This window comes from Acinetobacter sichuanensis, assembly GCF_003024515.2.
GTDB classification, from domain to species: domain Bacteria; phylum Pseudomonadota; class Gammaproteobacteria; order Pseudomonadales; family Moraxellaceae; genus Acinetobacter; species Acinetobacter sichuanensis.
The window spans coordinates 62,746-82,985 of sequence record NZ_PYIX02000005.1; the positions used below are offsets into that span (position 1 = coordinate 62,746).

Annotated in this window: 19 protein-coding genes and 1 tRNA gene; 8 read left to right on the top strand and 12 right to left on the bottom strand. The window is 36.5% G+C overall.

Annotated features, from left to right (window positions below; translation table 11 throughout):
• Positions 1 to 63: 63 nt before the first annotated feature.
• From C9E89_RS05015 to C9E89_RS05055, 9 genes are all read right to left on the bottom strand, one after another.
• Positions 64 to 522, bottom strand: coding sequence for a hypothetical protein (locus tag C9E89_RS05015; protein ID WP_107007214.1), 459 nt, complete (start codon positions 520 to 522; stop codon positions 64 to 66).
• Positions 523 to 768: 246 nt separating this feature from the next.
• Entirely contained in the window at positions 769 to 1,617 is an 849-nt protein-coding gene (locus tag C9E89_RS05020; RefSeq protein ID WP_107007213.1) for an HNH endonuclease, read from the bottom strand.
• A 49-nt stretch (positions 1,618 to 1,666) separates the two neighbouring features.
• On the bottom strand, positions 1,667 to 2,890 hold the full coding sequence (locus C9E89_RS05025) for a restriction endonuclease subunit S (protein WP_107007212.1): 1,224 nt from the start codon (positions 2,888 to 2,890) through the stop codon (positions 1,667 to 1,669).
• Complete coding sequence (locus tag C9E89_RS05030) at positions 2,890 to 4,464, bottom strand: type I restriction-modification system subunit M (protein ID WP_107007211.1); 1,575 nt, start codon at positions 4,462 to 4,464, stop codon at positions 2,890 to 2,892. Before C9E89_RS05030 ends, C9E89_RS05025 begins: the two co-directional genes overlap by 1 nt.
• Before the next feature lie 646 nt (positions 4,465 to 5,110).
• The gene (locus tag C9E89_RS05035) at positions 5,111 to 7,246 is read right to left on the bottom strand and encodes a DUF3987 domain-containing protein (RefSeq protein WP_107007210.1); all 2,136 of its coding nucleotides are present in this window, start codon (positions 7,244 to 7,246) and stop codon (positions 5,111 to 5,113) included.
• A 140-nt stretch (positions 7,247 to 7,386) separates the two neighbouring features.
• The gene (locus C9E89_RS05040) at positions 7,387 to 7,683 is read right to left on the bottom strand and encodes a helix-turn-helix transcriptional regulator (RefSeq protein ID WP_107007209.1); all 297 of its coding nucleotides are present in this window, start codon (positions 7,681 to 7,683) and stop codon (positions 7,387 to 7,389) included.
• Between the two features lie 163 nt (positions 7,684 to 7,846).
• Positions 7,847 to 8,587: a hypothetical protein gene (locus C9E89_RS05045; protein WP_107007208.1), complete on the bottom strand. Its 741-nt coding sequence runs from the start codon at positions 8,585 to 8,587 to the stop codon at positions 7,847 to 7,849.
• A gap of 113 nt (positions 8,588 to 8,700) precedes the next feature.
• Entirely contained in the window at positions 8,701 to 9,906 is a 1,206-nt protein-coding gene (locus C9E89_RS05050) for a tyrosine-type recombinase/integrase (protein ID WP_107007207.1), read from the bottom strand.
• Between the two features lie 178 nt (positions 9,907 to 10,084).
• Positions 10,085 to 10,174 (bottom strand) — tRNA-Ser (locus C9E89_RS05055).
• A 122-nt stretch (positions 10,175 to 10,296) separates the two neighbouring features.
• Here C9E89_RS05055 and C9E89_RS05060 point away from each other — a divergent pair.
• From C9E89_RS05060 to C9E89_RS05070, 3 genes are all read left to right on the top strand, one after another.
• Positions 10,297 to 12,177 carry a potassium transporter Kup gene (locus C9E89_RS05060; RefSeq protein ID WP_107007206.1) on the top strand — a complete coding sequence of 627 codons (1,881 nt, stop codon included), beginning with the start codon at positions 10,297 to 10,299 and terminating at the stop codon, positions 12,175 to 12,177.
• 401 nt (positions 12,178 to 12,578) lie between these two features.
• Positions 12,579 to 13,691 carry a DNA/RNA non-specific endonuclease gene (locus C9E89_RS05065; protein WP_107007205.1) on the top strand — a complete coding sequence of 371 codons (1,113 nt, stop codon included), beginning with the start codon at positions 12,579 to 12,581 and terminating at the stop codon, positions 13,689 to 13,691.
• A gap of 71 nt (positions 13,692 to 13,762) precedes the next feature.
• Positions 13,763 to 14,008: a hypothetical protein gene (locus C9E89_RS05070; RefSeq protein WP_107007204.1), complete on the top strand. Its 246-nt coding sequence runs from the start codon at positions 13,763 to 13,765 to the stop codon at positions 14,006 to 14,008.
• Between the two features lie 73 nt (positions 14,009 to 14,081).
• Here C9E89_RS05070 and aqpZ read toward each other — a convergent pair whose 3' ends face one another.
• Together aqpZ and C9E89_RS05080 are read right to left on the bottom strand one after the other, a co-directional pair.
• A complete protein-coding gene (gene aqpZ / locus C9E89_RS05075; RefSeq protein WP_107007203.1) occupies positions 14,082 to 14,774 on the bottom strand; it encodes an aquaporin Z in 693 nt (230 codons plus the stop codon).
• Positions 14,775 to 14,857: 83 nt separating this feature from the next.
• Positions 14,858 to 15,868 (bottom strand): AraC family transcriptional regulator, encoded by a 1,011-nt coding sequence (locus C9E89_RS05080; protein ID WP_107007202.1) that lies wholly within the window; start codon positions 15,866 to 15,868, stop codon positions 14,858 to 14,860.
• Positions 15,869 to 16,066: 198 nt separating this feature from the next.
• Between C9E89_RS05080 and C9E89_RS05085 the strand changes: the two genes are divergently transcribed.
• Positions 16,067 to 16,684, top strand: coding sequence for a hypothetical protein (locus C9E89_RS05085; protein WP_107007201.1), 618 nt, complete (start codon positions 16,067 to 16,069; stop codon positions 16,682 to 16,684).
• Positions 16,685 to 16,995: 311 nt separating this feature from the next.
• On the opposite strand, the gene hisF is transcribed toward C9E89_RS05085, so the two are convergent.
• The gene (gene hisF, locus C9E89_RS05090) at positions 16,996 to 17,754 is read right to left on the bottom strand and encodes an imidazole glycerol phosphate synthase subunit HisF (protein WP_107007200.1); all 759 of its coding nucleotides are present in this window, start codon (positions 17,752 to 17,754) and stop codon (positions 16,996 to 16,998) included.
• Between the two features lie 113 nt (positions 17,755 to 17,867).
• Here hisF and C9E89_RS05095 point away from each other — a divergent pair, with 113 nt between their 5' ends.
• The 4 genes from C9E89_RS05095 to C9E89_RS05110 are packed head-to-tail and all read left to right on the top strand — an operon-like array spanning position 17,868 to position 20,238.
• Positions 17,868 to 18,818, top strand: a complete 951-nt coding sequence (locus C9E89_RS05095; protein ID WP_107007199.1) for a homoserine kinase — start codon at positions 17,868 to 17,870, stop codon at positions 18,816 to 18,818.
• Positions 18,819 to 18,857: 39 nt separating this feature from the next.
• A complete protein-coding gene (locus C9E89_RS05100; protein ID WP_107007198.1) occupies positions 18,858 to 19,481 on the top strand; it encodes a DUF1294 domain-containing protein in 624 nt (207 codons plus the stop codon).
• Between the two features lie 31 nt (positions 19,482 to 19,512).
• Positions 19,513 to 19,905, top strand: a complete 393-nt coding sequence (locus tag C9E89_RS05105) for a DUF4870 family protein (RefSeq protein ID WP_107007197.1) — start codon at positions 19,513 to 19,515, stop codon at positions 19,903 to 19,905.
• 15 nt (positions 19,906 to 19,920) lie between these two features.
• Positions 19,921 to 20,238, top strand: a complete 318-nt coding sequence (locus C9E89_RS05110; protein WP_107007196.1) for an antibiotic biosynthesis monooxygenase family protein — start codon at positions 19,921 to 19,923, stop codon at positions 20,236 to 20,238.
• Positions 20,239 to 20,240 lie beyond the last annotated feature (2 nt).

Below are 20,240 nucleotides of genomic sequence, written 5' to 3' on the forward strand. Positions count from 1 at the left end.
ATAATAATCTATAGCTTATATAACTTGTTGCGAAATAATAAATCTAATTTTACAAATTTTGATTTAACAACCACTTCTATAGAGGTGATATAAAAACTCAACTTCACCAAAGAGTTTTAAGCTTTCTACATGTTCTGGTTCAAAATACTGAAATAACTCTTCATCTCTTAGTATTTTTTTTCTTTTTTCTTCATCCGATTTATCACTTGAAAGATTATTCATAAATAATTCTACAGAAAATGGATAATTTTCTTCATCTTCGATAAGAATTTTGTTCCATTCAAGAAAAAAACTTGCAATACCAATGGGATTTTTATTTTCTATATGGTTAGTACAATTGAAATTAAATACAGATAATTGAGGATAATCTGAAAATTCAACTCTTAAAACTAATATTCCTTCTGGGCTAAACTTAATTGAAAAAATATTTGGGTCGATTAATCGATTAAAATGTAGTTTAAATAAATCAAGAGTTTCAACACCTTCAAATTGAAAGTCTAACAATAATTTTTTATTTAACACAGTAACTCCTTTTTTAAATATTTTATTTTCTACCAATTTAAACTAATGGCAGATCCAATTCTAAAAAACCTTATTAGATGATCATAAAGGGATTACTTCCAGTATCATCAGATAAGTCCCATAAATTCGTTTAAGTTTTACTCAAATAAAGTTTGAATCTCTCGTTCTAAGCGCAAAGGTTGTTCAAAAAGTTCAACTAAGTTATTTGTTTGAGTTTGATCAAGTTGCATTAAAATTTCCGAGTCTTTATTCTTCAAAAGTTTGTCTAAGTGGATTATTTAAAGAAACACTGTATAAAAGTTTTAATCTTTTTATATTCATTGGAATACCATTTTCGGTTTTATGGAGCATGGCATGACAATTCGGGCAAACAGGGCGTAAATCTTCTTTAGGATTTACTTCATACTCTTTGCCAATCGTATATAACGGCTCGATATGATGTACATGAATAAAATCTTTAGCAAATGCCCCATATGTATGTTCAAAGCTCATACCACAGACATAGCAACGATTTCCATAAATGGCGATACACTCAGCTCTAGCTTTGGGACATCTTTCATAGCCATTTACAGTGACGGTTATTTTTTTGCCTTCAGAAAATTTGGGACTATTAACACCTGCTTCATCTGGATAATCTGTTTCTATCGTTTCTCCAGCGAACTTACTTGCAATATACTCCAAGAAAATTCGAATCGGATCATCTTGAGCTTTATCTCGGTCTGTACGACGCCCCTGAATTGGCGCTTCAGGAATTAATTTTTGTTGAATAAAAGACTCATAAGTAAGAGAGGCTTTATCCAATTTTTTTAATTTTTCAAAAATGGCATATCCCTTAATGCTATCTAGTTGACTGGTATCTTTCCAAAATGCTTTTTGTGCTAGTGGATATTCTGATCTGTCAGCATGCCCAATGACTTTGAACTGATACATGACTTTGGATACAGGTTTTGTAACATACACATATACAATATCTTTGACCTGTAACCCCTTGTCTTGATTCGTTGTAGAGTTTTTCCAATAGATTTTAGCTAAAGTATCAAATGCTTTATCAAGTTCAAAGTCGTCGTAATTTACAGTAACTAGCCAATTTGCCATTTTACAACCTCTCCCTAGCCCTCTCCTTATAGGAGAGGGGAAACCTTCCTCAAACAAACATCTGCTGTAACAAGCCTTTTTTCCACTGTTTCGCTTGTTCAATTTGCTGTGCCACCACTTCAATTTTTTGGTCAATGCTAGATAGGAAATTAGCGATTTTGGTTTGTTCTTTAAGGCATGGTTTCATTAAACTAAATGAACGAATTGATTGAAAATTTAAACCTTCACGCCCACTTCCTGTTTGATGTGACTCAATCAAATCTTGACCTGCTTTAGAAGCTAAAAATGATTGTACGAACCTTGGGTTATCTTTAGGTGTTCTAATAATACAAACGTGCTGATTTACATTGCCTTCACTAAAAGTGCTTGGTACAACACAACTACGACCAATAGATGCACCTGTAATATTAAGTAAAATATCATTCGCAATAACCTTGCTACCAGCCATTTTTTTATGAGTTTGTTCAGGAATGAAAGCAATATCATTTAACAAAAGTTGGTCATTATTTACATTTTGGCTTCTAATAAAAATAATACCTTTATCTGTATATGCTTCTGCTCCACCTCTTGGAGTGCTTCCACTTCCAATTTTCGAAGAAAAACTTCCTAAAGTCGTTTCCTCCCACTCCCCAAACTCACTCCCATCTTCGGCTTTAAAACGAATCTGCTGACTAAATAGCTTTTGCATCATGCCTTGTTTATATTGGCTTAATAGGCTGTGTTTTTGGCTGAGTTGGCTAATCTTTTCATCGACTGCGGAAAGAAAAGAAGCGATTTTGGTTTGTTCTTCTAGTGTCGGAGAGTAAAACTCTGAATTTCTAACTGTAGCTAATGAAAGATTTTTAATTGTTGTGCCAGTCAGCTCAGAGTTAAAAGTTTTCGTAAGTTCTGGTGATTGTAATAATAAATAGATAAAATTTTTATCTATATCAGTTTTCAGATTAATGAAACAGACACTTTTACCTAGCAGAACTTTTTCATTTTTATAAAAAGCTAAATTTCCAATTGTTCCATTAATAGAAAGAAATAAAGTTCTATCAGATAAAGCTTGATTATATTTGTTAAATTCCTCAGCGTTAATACGTTTTGTATTTTCATTAATAACAACATTTCCATCGATTAAATTATTGCCATTAATAAAAGGGATTTCTCCATTTTCATCATATTTAGGAGTGGCATGAATACCATCTCCTATTTTTGTGGATAATTGACTAAGCGACGATAATGACCAATCACCATCAAACTCTTTAAACCGTAACTTAGGCGTAGTCATTATTTAGCCTCCGCAAAAGGGCTATCAATGCCCAACTTTTTACAGAAGTCTGCAATTACTTTGTCAGTTGCTTGGCTATTGACTTCTAAATCTTGCAATTGCTTGGCAATGGCATCTAAATCAATTTCATCTTCCGCTTCAAAGGTATCTACATAACGAGGAATGTTGAGGTTGTAATCATTGGCTTGAACTTCTGCCAAGCTTGCCACTTTGGCATATTTTTCAATATCCTGACGGTTTTCAAATGCCCCAATAATATTGTCCAAATGCTCAGGTAAAAGCTTGTTTTGGTTCTTTTGCTTCTCGAAGTCATTACTTGCATCAATAAACAAAATATTGTCTGTATGCTCACGGTTTTTCTTCAGCACTAAAACACAGGTTGGAATAGAGGTGCCATAGAAAATATTGGCAGGTAAACCAATAATCGTATCAATCACATTTAACTGTTCAATCAGGTACTGACGAATCACGCCCTCACTCGAACCACGGAACAACACGCCGTGCGGTAAAACCACCGCCATTGTGCCATTCTCATCTAACTGGTAAAGCATGTGCTGAACAAATGCCATGTCGGCTTTAGAACTCGGTGCGAGTTTACCAAAAGCACTAAAACGCTCATCCTGTAAAAACAACGGATCAGCCGACCATTTTGCAGAAAACGGAGGATTTGCCACTACAGCATCAAAGCATTTATCAAGATGTTGCGGACGAATTAAAGTATCTTCTTGTTTAATATCAAACTTAGCAAAATGCACATCATGCAAGATCATGTTCATACGTGCCAAGTTGTAGGTGGTACGGTTCATCTCTTGACCGTAAATCATATCGACATCTTGCACTTCACGCTTTACACGAAGCAATAACGAACCTGAACCACAAGTCGGGTCATATACCGAACGTAAACGCTCTTTGCCTTGTGTCACAATTTTCGCAAGTAGGGTAGATACCGTTTGAGGCGTATAAAATTCACCTGCCTTTTTACCTGCACCAGAAGCAAACTCACCAATCAAATATTCATAAGCATCGCCCAAGACATCTGACTCAGTATTGGAAATATCAAAATCAATTTTGTCCAAATGACTGAGAATTTTGGCAATTAACTCATTACGATCATTCGCCGTGTTGCCGAGTTTGGTCGAGTTTAAATCTAAATCTTCAAACAGATTGGCAAAGTCATCAGCAGAGTCAGAACCTAAAGTACTTTGCTCAATGGCTTTTAAGGTCGCTGCAATATCATCGAGAATAAATTCACCCTGACGACCACGTTCCGCAATGCTATGGAATAACTGGCTTGGTGAAAGGGCATAACCGACTTCACTAATCGAATTTGTTTTGATTGCTTCGATATATGGCACATGCTCATCATTGCTTTCATGGAGTTCTAAAAATGTGATGTCTTCACCTTCATCTTTAAGCAAGCCATTGGCAAAGTTCACCGACTTTTCAGACAAATATTTAAAGAAAATAAAGCCCAACATGTAATCACGGAATTCATCAGCACCCATTTTGCCACGTAAGTCATTGGCAATATTCCATAACTGTTTTTGTAATTGTTGAAGTTGTACTTGGGTCATTGCTAAAATTTCCAAAATTACGATAAAAATGAATGGGGGTAGTGTACTAAAGTATTGTCAAAAATATAAATTTAATCTTAGGGATGAAAATACTGAAGTGCTCACGAATAATCATTAAATAAGGGTATGGATTAGTTATGGAGGTTATTCATTTAGATAATTACGAAAATCGTTTAAAAAGTTATAGATGGATCGTGAAGAACAGCAACTATTTGACTCCGCTTTGTGCCAGTGAAACTTTTTTAATAAAATCGTGGAACATTTTTAGGTTTCTGTTTTAATTTAATTTTTATGAATGAGAAATTTTTAGAATAAAAAATTTGTGTTTAGAAGATAGTAAGAATGCCTGATATTTTGAGATCTTTTAAATTTAAATACACTAAGGCTTTTTATGACATTTAATGATGGTTTTGAAATGGATTGTTAGTTGGATTTGTGCGAATCTGCGAATATTCCCTATATCCTTTGCTATATAAGGCTTTACACTTCGCACGATATGGTACTTTATTTGCGAACTGCGAATCATGTGTTGATTTTTCATTGATTCACATTTAATTCGCAAAGGGTCACATATCATTCGCAATTGATTTGCGAACCTCAAAGGCTGATTATATAAGGATTTCAGGGTAAATTTGCAAAATCGCAGCTATTCTAGTAGTAAAGGGTTTAATTCAATATGTGCTGTCTTATTGATAGTTACTAATCGAACATAATTCAATTCGATCAACTCGTTTAAGTACAAATCAAACTTTTTGGCTTTTCTTAAGTGCGATGGTGCGCCTCTCAATGCAATAGCCTTACTCACACAAGTTGTCTTTTGGTCGACACATTTCCGTATAAGCCACTTTATCAACTTCTCTGCATCACTTTCGGCTTTAACCTCAATATCTGCATACATTGCCCATTCATTTAACGAATGCTTAATGATTTCACACGCTCCCTTTAGGGTACTGGCATCAATCCACTGTAAACCCTGAAAATAAGCGAACACGGTAGCCAAACGCCGTGCTAATTGACTTGCACGACTGGCAAATGCCTGTAGGTATTCATAGCGTTTACCTTTGCCCTGTAATTCCTCAAACATATTATAAAAGGCAAGGTCAATTTCCCTCGCTTGTTCATTCATTGGAATGACGTATCTACCGTTATACAGCTCTTGATCTGCATGAGGGTGAGGGCAATCATCTAATAAGTATTCGCAACGTGTCCAGTAAGCAATTAAGCGATGGTCCATATTGGCATTCTTATTTTGATAGATTGCATCCTGTAGCCGTGTACCTGCTAAGTTCTCAGGAATAGTGAGAATAAATCTAGGTAAAAAGCCTTGTCCTCTTAACACTGGGTCTTTCAGTGCATCAGCTAATACTTCATGTTGTCCCTGTAGATTAAACGTCAAGCGAACGTCATAAGCACGACCACTACCGTTTAAATTGGACTTGGAGCGCGTTCTTTCTACAAAACCATCATCAAATAACTTGGCATAACCTCCAATGGCTTGAGTACGTGTGTCACCTTTCATTGTATAGCCACCAAAAAATTGACCTGCTTCATCACTGGCAATAGAAGCGTTATTAAGTACACCGTCCACATAAAGCCCTGCAATAGATTCAAGCGTAATGTCACTGTAAAGCGTACTAGGGTCATGTGGTGGTGGATTCTCAGCGCAATAGGCTTCACGATCCTTTTTATTTAATGAGGCTTGTCCACTTTTCCATTGCTCAAGGTCACGGCGGTATTGCTCGTACTGTTTACGTTCATGTTGAATAATGGCTTTATCTGCCATATTTCGACTGGTACTTTTACGACTTCCGCTTTGTCCCTCAGTGAGTAAATACAGACTGCATGGTTCACCTTGAGCATTAAATGGGTGTGGTGCATTGACATGGGCTTGGGCAATATGGGACATGGCACCTATGACGCATTGGGCAGCCATTGCAATAGGGGCTTGCACATACTCAGCAATGGCAAGTACAGCCTCTTTCGCCAATGGTGGCAAAGCATGAATAGGATAAGGTGTATTAACAGATTCTTCATTTTGTATTAAGGGTAATAACTCGCCCCACTGATTCTGTTTAGGCAATAAAGCAATTGATTCACTAATAAACGCCTGTACCTCCTCGATGTCATCCTCTTTGGATAACTCTGTAAAAAATTCAGTGTCATAAGGCTTTTGATACTGGTTAAGCAATCGAACAGGGGTATTTTTTTCAAGGTTTTGGAATGCTTCAAGCTGTATATGCTCAGGTCTAACAGGCATGTATAACTGTTGATAGCTTGCTTTAGACAATTGCTGAATAACATATTGTATTTGTTCAAAATCAAATGCTTTGAGTTCTGATTTATTGGGATTACACAAATGAGGCAACATGACCAATACGACTGCAATTGTATCCGCCATATTTTCAGCATAGCTTTCTAAACAGGAAGCAATCTTAAAGAATGCCTCCAGTGAATAGGTGATGATGACAGGTCTACTATGGTGCAAATGACCATAGTAGGCAAAGCCTTTTGCTAAACCATCAGGGATGACTTGAACTCGCTGTTTATCCTGTAATACTGCACATTGTACGAGTTCCAATTGAGCGTTATAGATCGGTAGAATCAAAGGCTGTTCATACATCACGCCGTTAATGTCTACATTGCATTGATCAACATAGATCGGCTGTGATGGACTGCCAAAACGTTCAATGACGGGGTGGTTTAGATATGTGTCATCCAGTGGATTAAGTACCGTACAATTTGCTAAAATCGAATCGGGTTTGATGGAGGTGGTGATATTCATAGTGTCACCGCCTTTTTGTTTATCTCCTGTTTTATTCGCATGCCAATAAAGTAAAAAATAAATAGTAACTTTCTGATGTCACTCTTTGAAGAAAAAATAGACATAGTTAATACTGCTGATGTTGTTAATTGGTTCATGAATCAAGCCCCCAATCCTTTAGATTGCATCCATGCTTGTATTTCAGATAAACGCCATACAGTGACACTATCGGTTAGCTTGATTGGGGGAGGAAACTCACCACGCTTTACCCATTGCCAGATTGTTTTATCAGATACGCCAATTAGCCCTTGTGAAGCAGGGCGAGCACTAATATTTTTGGTTTTGCCTTTATTGATACCACTTTTATATGTGTGAGTGGTTGCTTGTTTTTCAGGATAATTTGCAAGGTCTTTAATACGTAAAAAGCGTTCTTGATTGTTGAGAGACATAACTTCCATCCTATTCATTAATTGAAAGAGATAGCCTTTGCCATTCGTTGCATTGGCTTGATGGAATTAAGCTTAGGAATAATAGAAAAAGTATTAAATTCTGATGCTAGCAGCTTTATAAATATGCCTGCAAATGTATAAAACTGCTGGCATATTTATATTTAGGTGAAATTTAATTTATAGATTTCTTCTTTTTGTCATACTGAGATATGTGGTTTTTTATAGTTTCAAAGCTCATATCATCAACTGTCTCGCTATGGATTATATGGCTTGCAAACTCTGTAAATTTACCTCTACCTTTTGCAGTCCAGTTGCCCTTATCCCAAGTTTCTTCTAATATCTTTAACTTGGGGGCTTTTTCTTGTAATATTTTTTCAGCCTTTATTTTGGCACGACGTGCATTATTTAGTGAAATTGAAATTTTATTAATTTCAAAATTAATAAAAGGATTTTTTATATTTAAGGTACTACCATAAATGTTATAAGCATTACATAAGCAGTGGAGGGTTTGTTGATAATTACCTTGCTTCATTGCAAAATTTGAAGTTGCTATAGCTAAATAAGAACTAAATAACCCTCTTTCCATAATATTGTCCAAGTTTTCTTTAAAATTCTGATGTATAAAAAATTTAGCTAGTTTTTGCACAGATTCTAAATTTATTTCGTAGCTTTGATCATCCAGTCCGTTAATTTCTTTTTCTGCTTGATAAATTAGATCATATGTTTTGCCTATAATATCTAAAAATTCATAGCGTCCCTCATTAAGTTTATCAAGTTCGTCAAACTCTAGGGGGGATGTAGGATCATATTCTATTTTGATTAAATTATTTTTTTCATACAAAAAAAATAATGCATTATCGAGTTTAATTTTTAAATCTTGTGTTTGTACGGTAAAAATTTTATTAATATCCATAATGTTTTACTTATAAGCGAGATCATATTGTGAAATTAAGCAGCGTATAAATCTAAAAATAATTAAGAAAACATGATTTATCAGTTTTTCACACTGCTTGTTAAAGAATATTTTTAAGCCCTTTTATTCTTTGGAAAAGGGAGCACGTTATTTCTAAGACTGTCTATAAAGTCTGCCCATTCTTGCATCATATTGACTCTGTATTGTAAATGCTGAGCATGGTTATATGCCTTTGATACAGCATTACCTGTCTTATGAGCGAGTTGTACTTCAATGGCATCATGCATATAGCCTTGTTCATGTAATGTAGTTGAAGCAAGACCACGGAAACCATGACCTGTCATTTTTCCGTGGTAGCCCATTGTACGAATTACACAAAGTAAAGCATTACTACTCATTGGTTTGGCTGTACTGTGGTTATAAAAGACGTATTGTTCATTGCCTGTGAGAGGCAGTAATCCCTTAATGAGTTCAATCGCCTGTTTGGATAATGGAACAATATGTGGTTCAGCCATTTTCATTTTTTCAGAAGGTATCCGCCATAATTTATTTTCAAAGTCTATTTCGCTCCATTCCATCATTCTTAGCTCAGCAGTGCGTACAAAAGTCAAAGTCATGAGTTGAATTGCTGTCTTGATCATTAGACTTCCATGATATCGATCCATACGCTCTAAGAAGGGAGGAAATTCAGAAATATCCAAACGAGCCATGTGTTTTACTTTACGAGGCTTTAGGGCTTCTTGTAAATGAGGTGTGGGATCATTTTCAATAAGCCCTTTACGAATTGCAAAACGAAAAATACGACCTGCCAGAGGAATTGAACGTTTAGCCATTTCTTGTGCCCCCCTAGCTTCAATTTTCTGGGCACACTCTAAAATGTCTTTACCTTTAATTTGGTTAATTGGTATATTTCCTATGAAAGGGAAAAGATCTTTTTCAAAAACAGATAAATCACGTAAATAAGTGGTTTCTTTTATTAGATTTCTTCGGTTTTCTAGCCATTCATAAGCTAATATTTTAAATAGATGACTTGTATCCTCAGTTTGTCTGGTTTCTTTTTTCTTTTCTGAAGGGTCAATGCCATTAGCTAAGAGTTCTCTTGCTTGCAAATGATGGATCCTTGCTTGGGCTAGGCTCATAAATTCATAAGAACCTAAAGTAATATTCTTTTGTTTACTATTAAAACGATAGGCATAAATCCATGTCATACGACCATTAGAAAAAACATGTAACTGTAAGCCATTACTATCGCTGTATTTATCAGGTTTTTTTGTATTGACAGGTGGTTTTAAACGTCTAATTTTTGAGTCTGTCAGCATAATCATTGCTCATTTGTTGGTATAAATTTGTTGGTATTAATTCATATACCAACTTTTATACCAACACTATATCAATGATTGCACTAGATTGCACTTCATTGCAAAGACATTAAAAAAGGCTTGAACTCTTTAGATTCAAGCCTTTCGATACTGCTTTGGAGTGCAGTTCTTTGATATTTGGCGGTGAGAGAGGGATTCGAACCCTCGATACGCGCAAACGTATACACACTTTCCAGGCGTGCTCCTTCAGCCACTCGGACACCTCACCAAGGCGAGCGATAATAACTAAAAAAATCAATTCTGCCAAGTTGAAACAATTGATTTAGAGCAAAAGTTTTTTTGCAGTGATATGATTGCGAAAAAATAGTGTCTACAAATGAAGACTCATTTATGCAAAGTACTGCAAAAAAAGCGGCATTACCTGCCATCACCTTAGCTGCATTAGGTGTCGTGTTTGGGGATATTGGAACCAGTCCCTTGTATGCTTTAAGACAATGCTTTCTAACCGCTCATCTGGCGATTTCAGAAGCATCCGTATTAGGTATTTTATCGCTGATTTTTTGGTGCATGATGCTCACCATCAGCTTTAAATATGTCACCATTATTATGCGTGCTGATAACAATGGTGAAGGCGGTATCATGTCATTGTTAGCACTGAATCTACGTTCAAATCGTATCGCTGACAATAAAAAGATTTATCTCATTGCTTTAGGATTTATTGGTGCATCACTGTTCTTTGGTGACGGCATCATTACACCTGCGATTTCAGTATTATCTGCAATTGAGGGTTTAAGTATTGCAACACCCGTATTTAATAAATGGCTCATGCCGCTTGCGATTGGTATTTTGACCGCATTGTTCCTTGTACAACGTCATGGTACTGGGACTATGGGGAAATTTTTTGGTCCTATTACTTTAGCTTGGTTTGTGTCAATTGGTGTGATTGGGATTTGGAGCATCAGTCAAACTCCCTTCGTATTAACCATGATCAGCCCACACTGGGCGCTGCATTTTATTTTTCATCAACCCTATGTTGCATTTTTAACGATGGGGGCAGTGATTTTAACAATGACAGGGGGTGAAGCACTCTATGCAGATATGGGGCATTTTGGGCGTTTACCTATTAAAGTTGCATGGTTTGCTGTGGTTTTACCTTCGCTATTGTTAAATTATGCAGGTCAAGGTGCGCTGCTTTTGCGTGACCCTTCTGCAATCGAAAACCCTTTTTATTTGTTGATTCCAGAATGGGCTTTATACCCCATGATTGGACTGGCAACAGCCGCAGCAGTGATTGCATCACAAGCAGTGATTACAGGTGTTTTTTCAATGGTCAATCAGGCAATTCAATTGCGTTATTTACCTCGATTAACCGTACACCATACATCAGATGTTGAACAAGGGCAGATTTATTTACCTTTTATTAATTGGGTATTGTTTGTTTCCGTTCTGATTTTGATTTTATTGTTTGAAAATAGTGCCAATCTTGCCAGTGCGTATGGTGTAGCTGTAACCATGACTATGCTATGCGGTACGATTTTAATTTCAGTGTTAGCTTATGGTTTATGGCGTTGGCCACTTTGGAAGGTTTTACTTTTTGCGATTCCATTTTTATTGATTGACTTTATTTTTGTAGCATCAACATCATTAAAAATTGTATCAGGTGGATGGGTGCCGATTTTGATTGGCGCGATCGTTTATACGATTTTGATGACATGGAAAGATGGTCGAGAAATTGTTTATGGGAAGCTTGAAAAAGAAGCTTTACCTCTGAGTTTGTTTATTAAAAGCGTTAGCCTCAGTAAGGAAACGATTTATGTACCAGGCGAAGCAATTTTTTTAACAGGAAATACCAATATTGTGCCTCATGCCATGTTGCATAATATTAAGCACAATAAAGTGCTTCATGAACGTAATATTATGGTCACTGTGATCACACGCGATGTCCCTTATGTGACGGATCAAGAGCGTATTCGGGTTGAAGTCTTAGATGATCGTTTTCAGCAGATTTTTGTCTATTATGGTTTTAAAGACCAGCCGAATATTCCTGTAGCGCTCGAACAAGCGTATGGTCAATTACGTATTCCATATGACATGATGCAGATTAGCTTCTTTATTTCTCGTGATCGACTCATTCATACAATCGGTGATGGTATGGCGCCTTGGCGTGAAAAATTATTTATTTCAATGCAACGTAACACGAGTCCTGTAAGTGATTTTTATCAGATTCCTCCAAACCGTGTTGTGGAAATGGGAAGTCAAATCGAGATTTGATCATATTTTTATTCTTTTGAAATGAAAAGCCAAGAAGATCCACTTCTTGGCTTTTTTGTTTTGGCATGCTGTGTTTGGTTGAGCCTTTAAATACAATGGCTCAAAACCGATGATAAAGACTTTAATTATTTTTAACTTTGTTTTAAAGTTATGCGACATTTTGTGGCGCTTGAGAATAGATTTGAGATATTGAAAATGTCATAATCATTCTGTGAATTTCAATTTAATATCACTAACTACATAAATTCACTCAAAAAAGCCTTGGGTAAAGGCAACAAAATATTCATTTTTTTGTATTTTTTGTGATGAAGAATGATAGAAAATTTATTCAATTGAAAATTCAGCATATTCCTTTCTGAAAATTAGCCTGATAAGCTAATTTATACTCAAGTGATCATAATATGGCACGCAAAAAACGTCGTAGTAAGACTCGTAATTTAGGGAAAGATTTGTTGAATAATTCAGTGGTTAAAGTAATTTTGGGCTTAGTTGCTACAGGCAGTTTCGCAATTGCATTTGGTCAAGAGAAAATAGCTCAATACATTCCCTTTGTTGGTTCGAACTCAACAGAATGCTTAAAACAATTTTATCGAGATGAACCGCCATTTCTTGTCAAAGAAAGCTTACAAAAAAATAGTTATCCATTATGTTTTAATGGATTTAATGTGATGTATTCAGGCGTTTCTAAAACACCACTTTGGACAGCCGAACATTTATCACCCGAACGTTTGAGTCAAAAAATTAAACGTGAAGATAGTTTTCATGAAGAAACACGTGTCAGTTTAAGTCATCGTGCTTTATTGTCTGACTATAAAGGGTCAGGTTATGACCGTGGGCATATGTCACCGAATGCTGATATGCCAGATAAAGCTTCGCAACATGATAGTTTTTCTTTGGCAAATATGGTGCCGCAAGCACCAAAGAATAATCAACAGATTTGGCGCGAGTTGGAGGAAGCAACCCGAGCGATTGTGACTAAACAAAAGAAAGATGTTTATGTGGTCACAGGTCCAGTATTTTCAGGCAAAAAATTAAAAACCATTGGTAAAGGTGTCATTGTTCCAAGCGCCGTTTTCAAGGCAATTTATATTCCTAAACAGGGTGTAATTGGTGCTTATTACGCACCCAATGATAATAGCTTGAAAGTCAACATCGTCAGTGTTTGTTATCTAGAAGAACAATTAGGTATCAACTTATTTCCTCAATTGACTGAAGAACAAAAGCGTAATACCTATAAATTACCTTTAAATTCTAGCCAAGTGAAAGCAACAGGCAAAGTTGAATATTCACATTGGGATGCTGAAAGCCAGTGTGCGCCAAGTGTATCGGCTGATCAGATCAAGACATTGCAGAAACAATTTCAACCTGCAAATGGTACATCTAATAGCCAATCTTCATCATCGTCAACACCTGCTCAGGGAAACGTGCCCAAGATTGACGAGCAAGTTCAAGAGTCTTTAGTTAAACAATTGGTAGATGTATTACTGCAATATTTATTACAAATTTTAAAGTAATCTAACTCGCTTAAATGAGAAAAGTCCTTATACTTTTCTCATGAGATGACTTAAAAAGATGAGAAGAAAAAATGTTTAAACCCTTTGAAAATGGCACTGAATCTCATTCAATTCATGATTTAACTTTGGAAAATGATGAAGACCGAATTAATATTTATGGTAATTTACAAGTGACCAAAGACCAAGAGGGTCTAAAAGCGGCAAAAGCTTTACAGGCTTATCTCAATGAAATTGTGAAAACCTTGGAACAAGAAACAGATTTACCAGAAAAAATAACCACCCAAGTTGAAGGTGAGGTTGAAAATCCATTTCTCTAAAAATATTTTACAGATTAAAAAAACCTGCATGATGCAGGTTTTTTTAACGGTTGTATTTGCGAGTATAACGGCATTACTTTTGTTGTTCGCCGCCCACAACTTTATAAATAATTGCTCCGATTGCAGCGCCAAGAATAGGTGCAACCCAGAATAACCATAACTGTCCAAGTGCTGGCGTTTGTGCAAAGAATGCAACAGCAGTACTACGTGCAGGGTTGACTGATGTATTTGTAACAGGAATGCTAATTAAGTGAATCAGTGTGAGTGCCAAACCAATTGCAATCGGTGCAAATCCAGCAGGTGCTCGTTTGTCAGTAGACCCCATAATGACGATTAAAAAGAAAGCTGTCAGCACAATTTCAATGATCAGTGCTGAAACCATAGAATATTTATTTGGGGATAAATCACCAAAACCATTACTTGCAAAGCCACCTACACCTGCGAAGTTCGCTTGTCCCTGCACGATAATATATAAAATAAACGCAGCAACAGTACCACCAATCACTTGTGAAACGATATATGGGACTAAGTCTTTGGCATCAAACCGTCCGCCGACCCATAAACCAACACTGACAGCAGGGTTAAAATGCCCACCTGAGATATGCCCAAAAGCATAAGCACCTGTCAGTACAGTTAAACCAAATGCAAGTGCTACACCTGCAAACCCAATGCCTAATTCTGGATAAGCCGCAGCAAGCACAGCACTGCCACATCCACCAAAAACAAGCCAAAAGGTCCCTAAAAACTCTGCTAGATATTTATTCATTTAATTTGCCTATTGTTTTGTCAAATTTTGTTCTTTAGTTTTAATTTGTGATTTATATCACACTTTTTGTTTTTGCATCCGTGTTATTTCGTTTTTTCTCCTTGATTTTTTCGCCATTGATGCGGCGTAAGACCTGACCAAAGTTTAAATGCACGTTGAAATGCACTTTGTTCTGAATAACTCAATAAGATTGCAATTTCATGTAAACTTAAATGCGGATCTTGCAAATATTGTGTGGCGAGTAATTGGCGGATCTCTTGAACACGCTCCTGATAAGTGGTGTTTTGTTGTTGTAAATGTCGTTGTAGTTGTCGAACCGACATCTTTAATTGTGTGGCAATCGTTTCTATTTGATAATTATTTTTTTGTAAACCTTTGAGAATACTTTGTTGCAGACGTTCATCAAGTTGTGTGCCGTCAGGTAGTTTATTGAGCAGCTCTTTGGCTTGTTGCATCATGATTTGATGTAAAGTCGAATCAGGGCTTTTGCAAGGCGCTGAAAATAGTTTTAAGGGTAAAAGTAGTTCAACTTTGGGCTGAGAAAACTGAATGGGTGCGTTAAAAAATTCTTGATATATACGTGTATTTTTAGGTGCTGGCTGAATAAAGTTCACTTGTTCAATTTGAATATATTCAAGCTGTATATAAAGACGTAAAAAACGAACCAATAAAGCCAGTGCAATTTCATCTGTAATTTGTGTGGTCAGTTGGACAGGTAAAACTTCCCAACGAATTGAAACAGATTCATTTTGAACTTCAACTTTGAGTGGTCCACCATCATAGATTAAGCGATGAAAATCGTAATAACGTGTGAGTGCTTCACCTAAGGTGTCACATGATTGGGTAATATAGGCAATGATCCCTAAATGTTTAGGTTGAACATATTCCGCAATTTCTAAGCCAAGTGCAGGACTGTGTACTTGCTGATTGATTTCATCTAAAAGCTCACGCCAGATTTGAAATTCAAAGCGTTCACGATTTTGAACGCTTTTTAATTTTTCGGAAATGTCTAGATTTTTTGCTTGGGCATATACATAAAGAAGTTGTCCTAAACCTCCATACACGGTCCCAGAATAGTCTTTAGTTTGTAACATATTTTTTATTTTCAAATAATAATGGTGAATTTATCAGCGCATTTAAACACGCAGTGGATTGAGCGGACAAGTTACCATAAATTACGACAAACAAAAAAAGTAAAAAAATGTCGCAATATGTCAATTATGTTATTTTTTAGGTCAATATCTTTTATTCATGCTGCTTTATAGTGATAAAAAGGGTGTAGGAGCATGCAGATGATAAAAGGTTTTGTAGCAGGTTTAATTTTTGCCAATGGTTTTGAATGGGTTGCACATAAATATATTTTGCATGGCACACACCGCACAGGAAAACCTCGTTTTAGCCCTGTTCCTCGTAGTATGAAGTCACATTGGGAGCATCATAGAGAGGTGCGCAAAGTCGAATTTCATGATCATAGTTACGTTGAAGGCGTTTCACATTGGCGTACACGTAACGAGATTATTTCTTTGGCTGTTGTCGCAAGTGCAGCGAGTTGTATTTTTTATCCTTTCTCTAAGGGAATGGCAGCAGCATCTATCTATAGTGCTGTTAATTATTATTATATTCATCGACGTGCTCATTTAGAGCCCATGTGGGCAAAGAAAAAAATTCCTTGGCACTATGACCATCATATGAATTCGAATCAGGATGCAAACTGGTGTGTCACCAAGCCTTGGTTTGATTATCTTTTAGGAACTCGCGTGGTGTCTTCAAGTGACTTAAAAGAACAAAACCCTTTAGGGGTTACCTTACCAAAAAGTACAGCAAAATGGTTGAGTGCTCAAGTTGAACATTTTTTTCCTGTGCAATGGGTACAACAAAAGCAATTGCTTGAATTGAGTGAAGTTAAATAAAACTCAATAAAATGAACAGGTTATTTTTGAAATCAACATTTTTTGATGAGATTTGTCGCACATTGTCATAAAAATAAGTTTTTTTTGTCAATATTGTCAGCGTAAATCATCGTAAATTTAACTTACCGAATGAGATAAAAGAATCTAAGCGTTGTAGTTTCCTTTTTTTCGGTTTATAAGGAGTCGTCTAGACTCCTTTTTTTTATCTATTTAATACCGCAGTACATTTATGATGTGATCTTATTTTTTAGAATTAAAAAAAAGAGCATTCATTTGAATACTCTTAAATTTGATTTTATAAATTATTGAGATCAAAGACGCATTTCAATGCCTTGTTCTGCAAGATATTGTTTTGCTTCAGGAATGGTGTATTGACCAAAGTGGAAAATAGACGCTGCTAAAACAGCATCTGCACCACCTTTTAAAATACCATCTGCTAAATGCTGTAAATTGCCCACACCACCTGAGGCAATGGTTGGAATGGTGACACGGTCATTGATGTTGCGCATGAGTTCGATGTCATAACCTGCTTTGGTGCCGTCTGCATCCATTGAAGTCACCAATAATTCACCTGCACCGAAGTCTGCCATTTTCACAGCCCATTCAATGGCATCAATACCTGTTTCTTTTCGACCGCCATGGGTAAAGATTTCCCATTTATTGTTGCCTGTTTTTTTGGCGTCGATTGCAACCACAATACATTGTGCGCCAAAACGCTGAGAAGCTTCTTGCACAAATTCTGGATTATAAATGGCAGCGGAGTTGATACTGACTTTGTCTGCACCTGCATTGAGTAGTAAACGAATATCTTCAACTTTACGTACACCACCGCCTACAGTGAGTGGAACGAACACAGATTCAGCCATGCGCTCTACTGTTCGATACGTCGTATCACGTCCATTTGAAGTTGCAGTGATGTCAAGGAAGGTAATTTCATCGGCACCTTGTTCGTTATAGCGACGAGCAACTTCAACAGGGTCACCTGCATCACGAATATCAAGAAATTGTACACCTTTCACTACACGCCCATTATCTACGTCTAGGCAAGGAATAATACGTTTAGCAAGCATAATTTTTTCCAAAAATAACAGCCGATTATGAAACTGAGCGATGTTGGTGCTACACCTCGCAAGTCAGAGCAGGTATTCTATCAAACTTATGTAAGTTTTTTCGCAGGTTTTCTATGTCGGTTTATACCACTTTGAGTTTAAAGGAAGTTCAGGCTTTTGCAGCACCTTATGGATTGGAGGTGGTCGAGCTGAATCCGATTCAAGGCGGGATTCAAAATACCAACTATTTTTTGGTCTGTGCAGATGCGGCACAATATGTTTTAACGTTGTTTGAAAATATGGATGCACAAGCAGCAGGGGAAATCATTCCTGTTTTGGAACGTCTGGGTGAGCAAGGCTTAGCTGTACCTGTCCCTTTAAAATGTAATGGGCAATATATTCAAATTTTAAAAGATAAACCTGCACAAATTGCACCACGTATGTCAGGGAAACATCCCATGCCATCGACGCTTGCGCAAGTCGAGCAGATTGCGATTGCTCAGGCAAAAATGCATGTGGCATTGCAAGACTTTCCTTTACAGCGTCAAAATGCACGTGATCATGCCTATTGGTATAACGTTGCCCGTCAGATTAAACCGACTTTGAATGTTGCAGATACTGCATTGCTCAATAATCTTTTAGGTTTATATGAGGCATTGACTGCGATGTATCCTGACCGCCCTAAAGGTTTGATTCATTCAGATTTATTTCGTGACAATACCTTATTTGAGGGCGAACAACTCAAAGGTATTTTAGATTTTTATGAATTAAATCATGATGAATTATTATTTGATATTGCCATCACCTTAAATGATTTCTGTACCGAATACCCAGATGTCGGTTTGAATGAAGCAAAAGCCATGGCATTTTTAAATGCTTATTCCTCCATTCGTCCTTTAACTTCAGATGAAAAATCATGTTTGGAGTTGTACTTGGCAATGGCTGCAGGGCGTTTTTGGATGATGCGTTTACAAGTCGCGCAAATGAATCAAGCAGAAGGGCGAACTGGCGAAGATATTTTGCAGAAAAATCCTTTAGAAATGCGTAATATGCTGGTAGAAAGATTAAAGTTTGTAACAGCATAAACAATCAAATAGCACTTACCCAAAATCAGGAAGGTCAAAATGCGTGATCAAGGACGTTTAGTGGAATGGTTTGATGATAAAGGCTATGGCTTTATCCAACCCAATGATGACTCTAAAGGTCGTGTATTTTTACATATCAAGGATTTTGCACAAAAAGGTCCACGTCCGATTTTGGGGTGTGCTTTAGAATATGTCGTACAGGTTGATGGTGATGGACGTTTTAAAGCGAAACAAGTCAGTTATTTAAAGGCATCACAAACACGTAAAAATAGCACGACCAAGCAATCTTTACAGAATAAGCCACAAAAACTACAACCCATACAAATTTTATGTGTGGTTTATATTATTGCTTTGGCGGGCTTATCCATCAGTGGTTTACTGAGTGGTATGGTGCTGTTATTGATCAGTATTATCAATGTTATAACCTATTGGTTTTATGCGCAGGATAAAGAGGCCGCCCAGCACAATCAACGCCGTATCCCTGAAAATACCTTACATATTTTAGCATTTTTAGGTGGTTGGGCAGCGGCTTGGTTGGCACAACAACGGTTACGACATAAAACACAAAAACAACCTTTTAGAAAGATTTATTTCTGTACTATATTTTTAAATATTTTATTGATTTTATGGCTGATTTCACCTTTAAACGTTTTTAAAATTTGAGGTGAAAAACTAGACTTGTAAAGGAGAGCACATGAATAATTATGTAGACCCGAACAACAGTAAATCTCTCACTTTGATTTTATATATTCTTTATATTGTTGCGATTTTTTCCGCAGGACTTTTGGCAGTCATTGCTTTAATTATCAATTATGTAAAATTAGATTCTGTCCGTGGTACGATTTTTGAAAGCCATTTTAAGTGGCAAATTCGTACTTTTTGGTGGTATCTGATCTGGACGGTTTTGGCTTTTGTTCCATTTCTTTTTCTATTTTTTACAGGGGACAATGTCAATGCCTTTGCAGGCGTTGCGCTCAGTGCAACAATCTTCTGTGGAGCTGTTTTATTTTTTTCATGGGTGTGGATTGTTTATCGAGCAATTCGAGGCATCATTGCTTTAAATGATAATCAAGCTTTGCCTCTATAAAAACATGGAAACAAGATGATTATAGAACATGTTCACTTGACCATTCGCCCTGATCAAAGTCAGGCATTTGAAGTTGCATTTAAACAAGCCAAGACATTTATTTATCCAATGTCAGGTTTAAATGCACTGCAACTGATCAAAAATATTGAAGATGAGCATCGTTATATTTTGCTAGTGTTCTGGGACAAACTTGAAGATCATACTGAAGGCTTTCGCAAATCTGCTGAATATCAACAGTGGAAAGCCTTGTTACATCCATTTTACGACCCGATGCCAACGGTAGAATATTATGCACCCTGTATGATGTTGACCAAGAAAGAATGTCCTGAATAAAA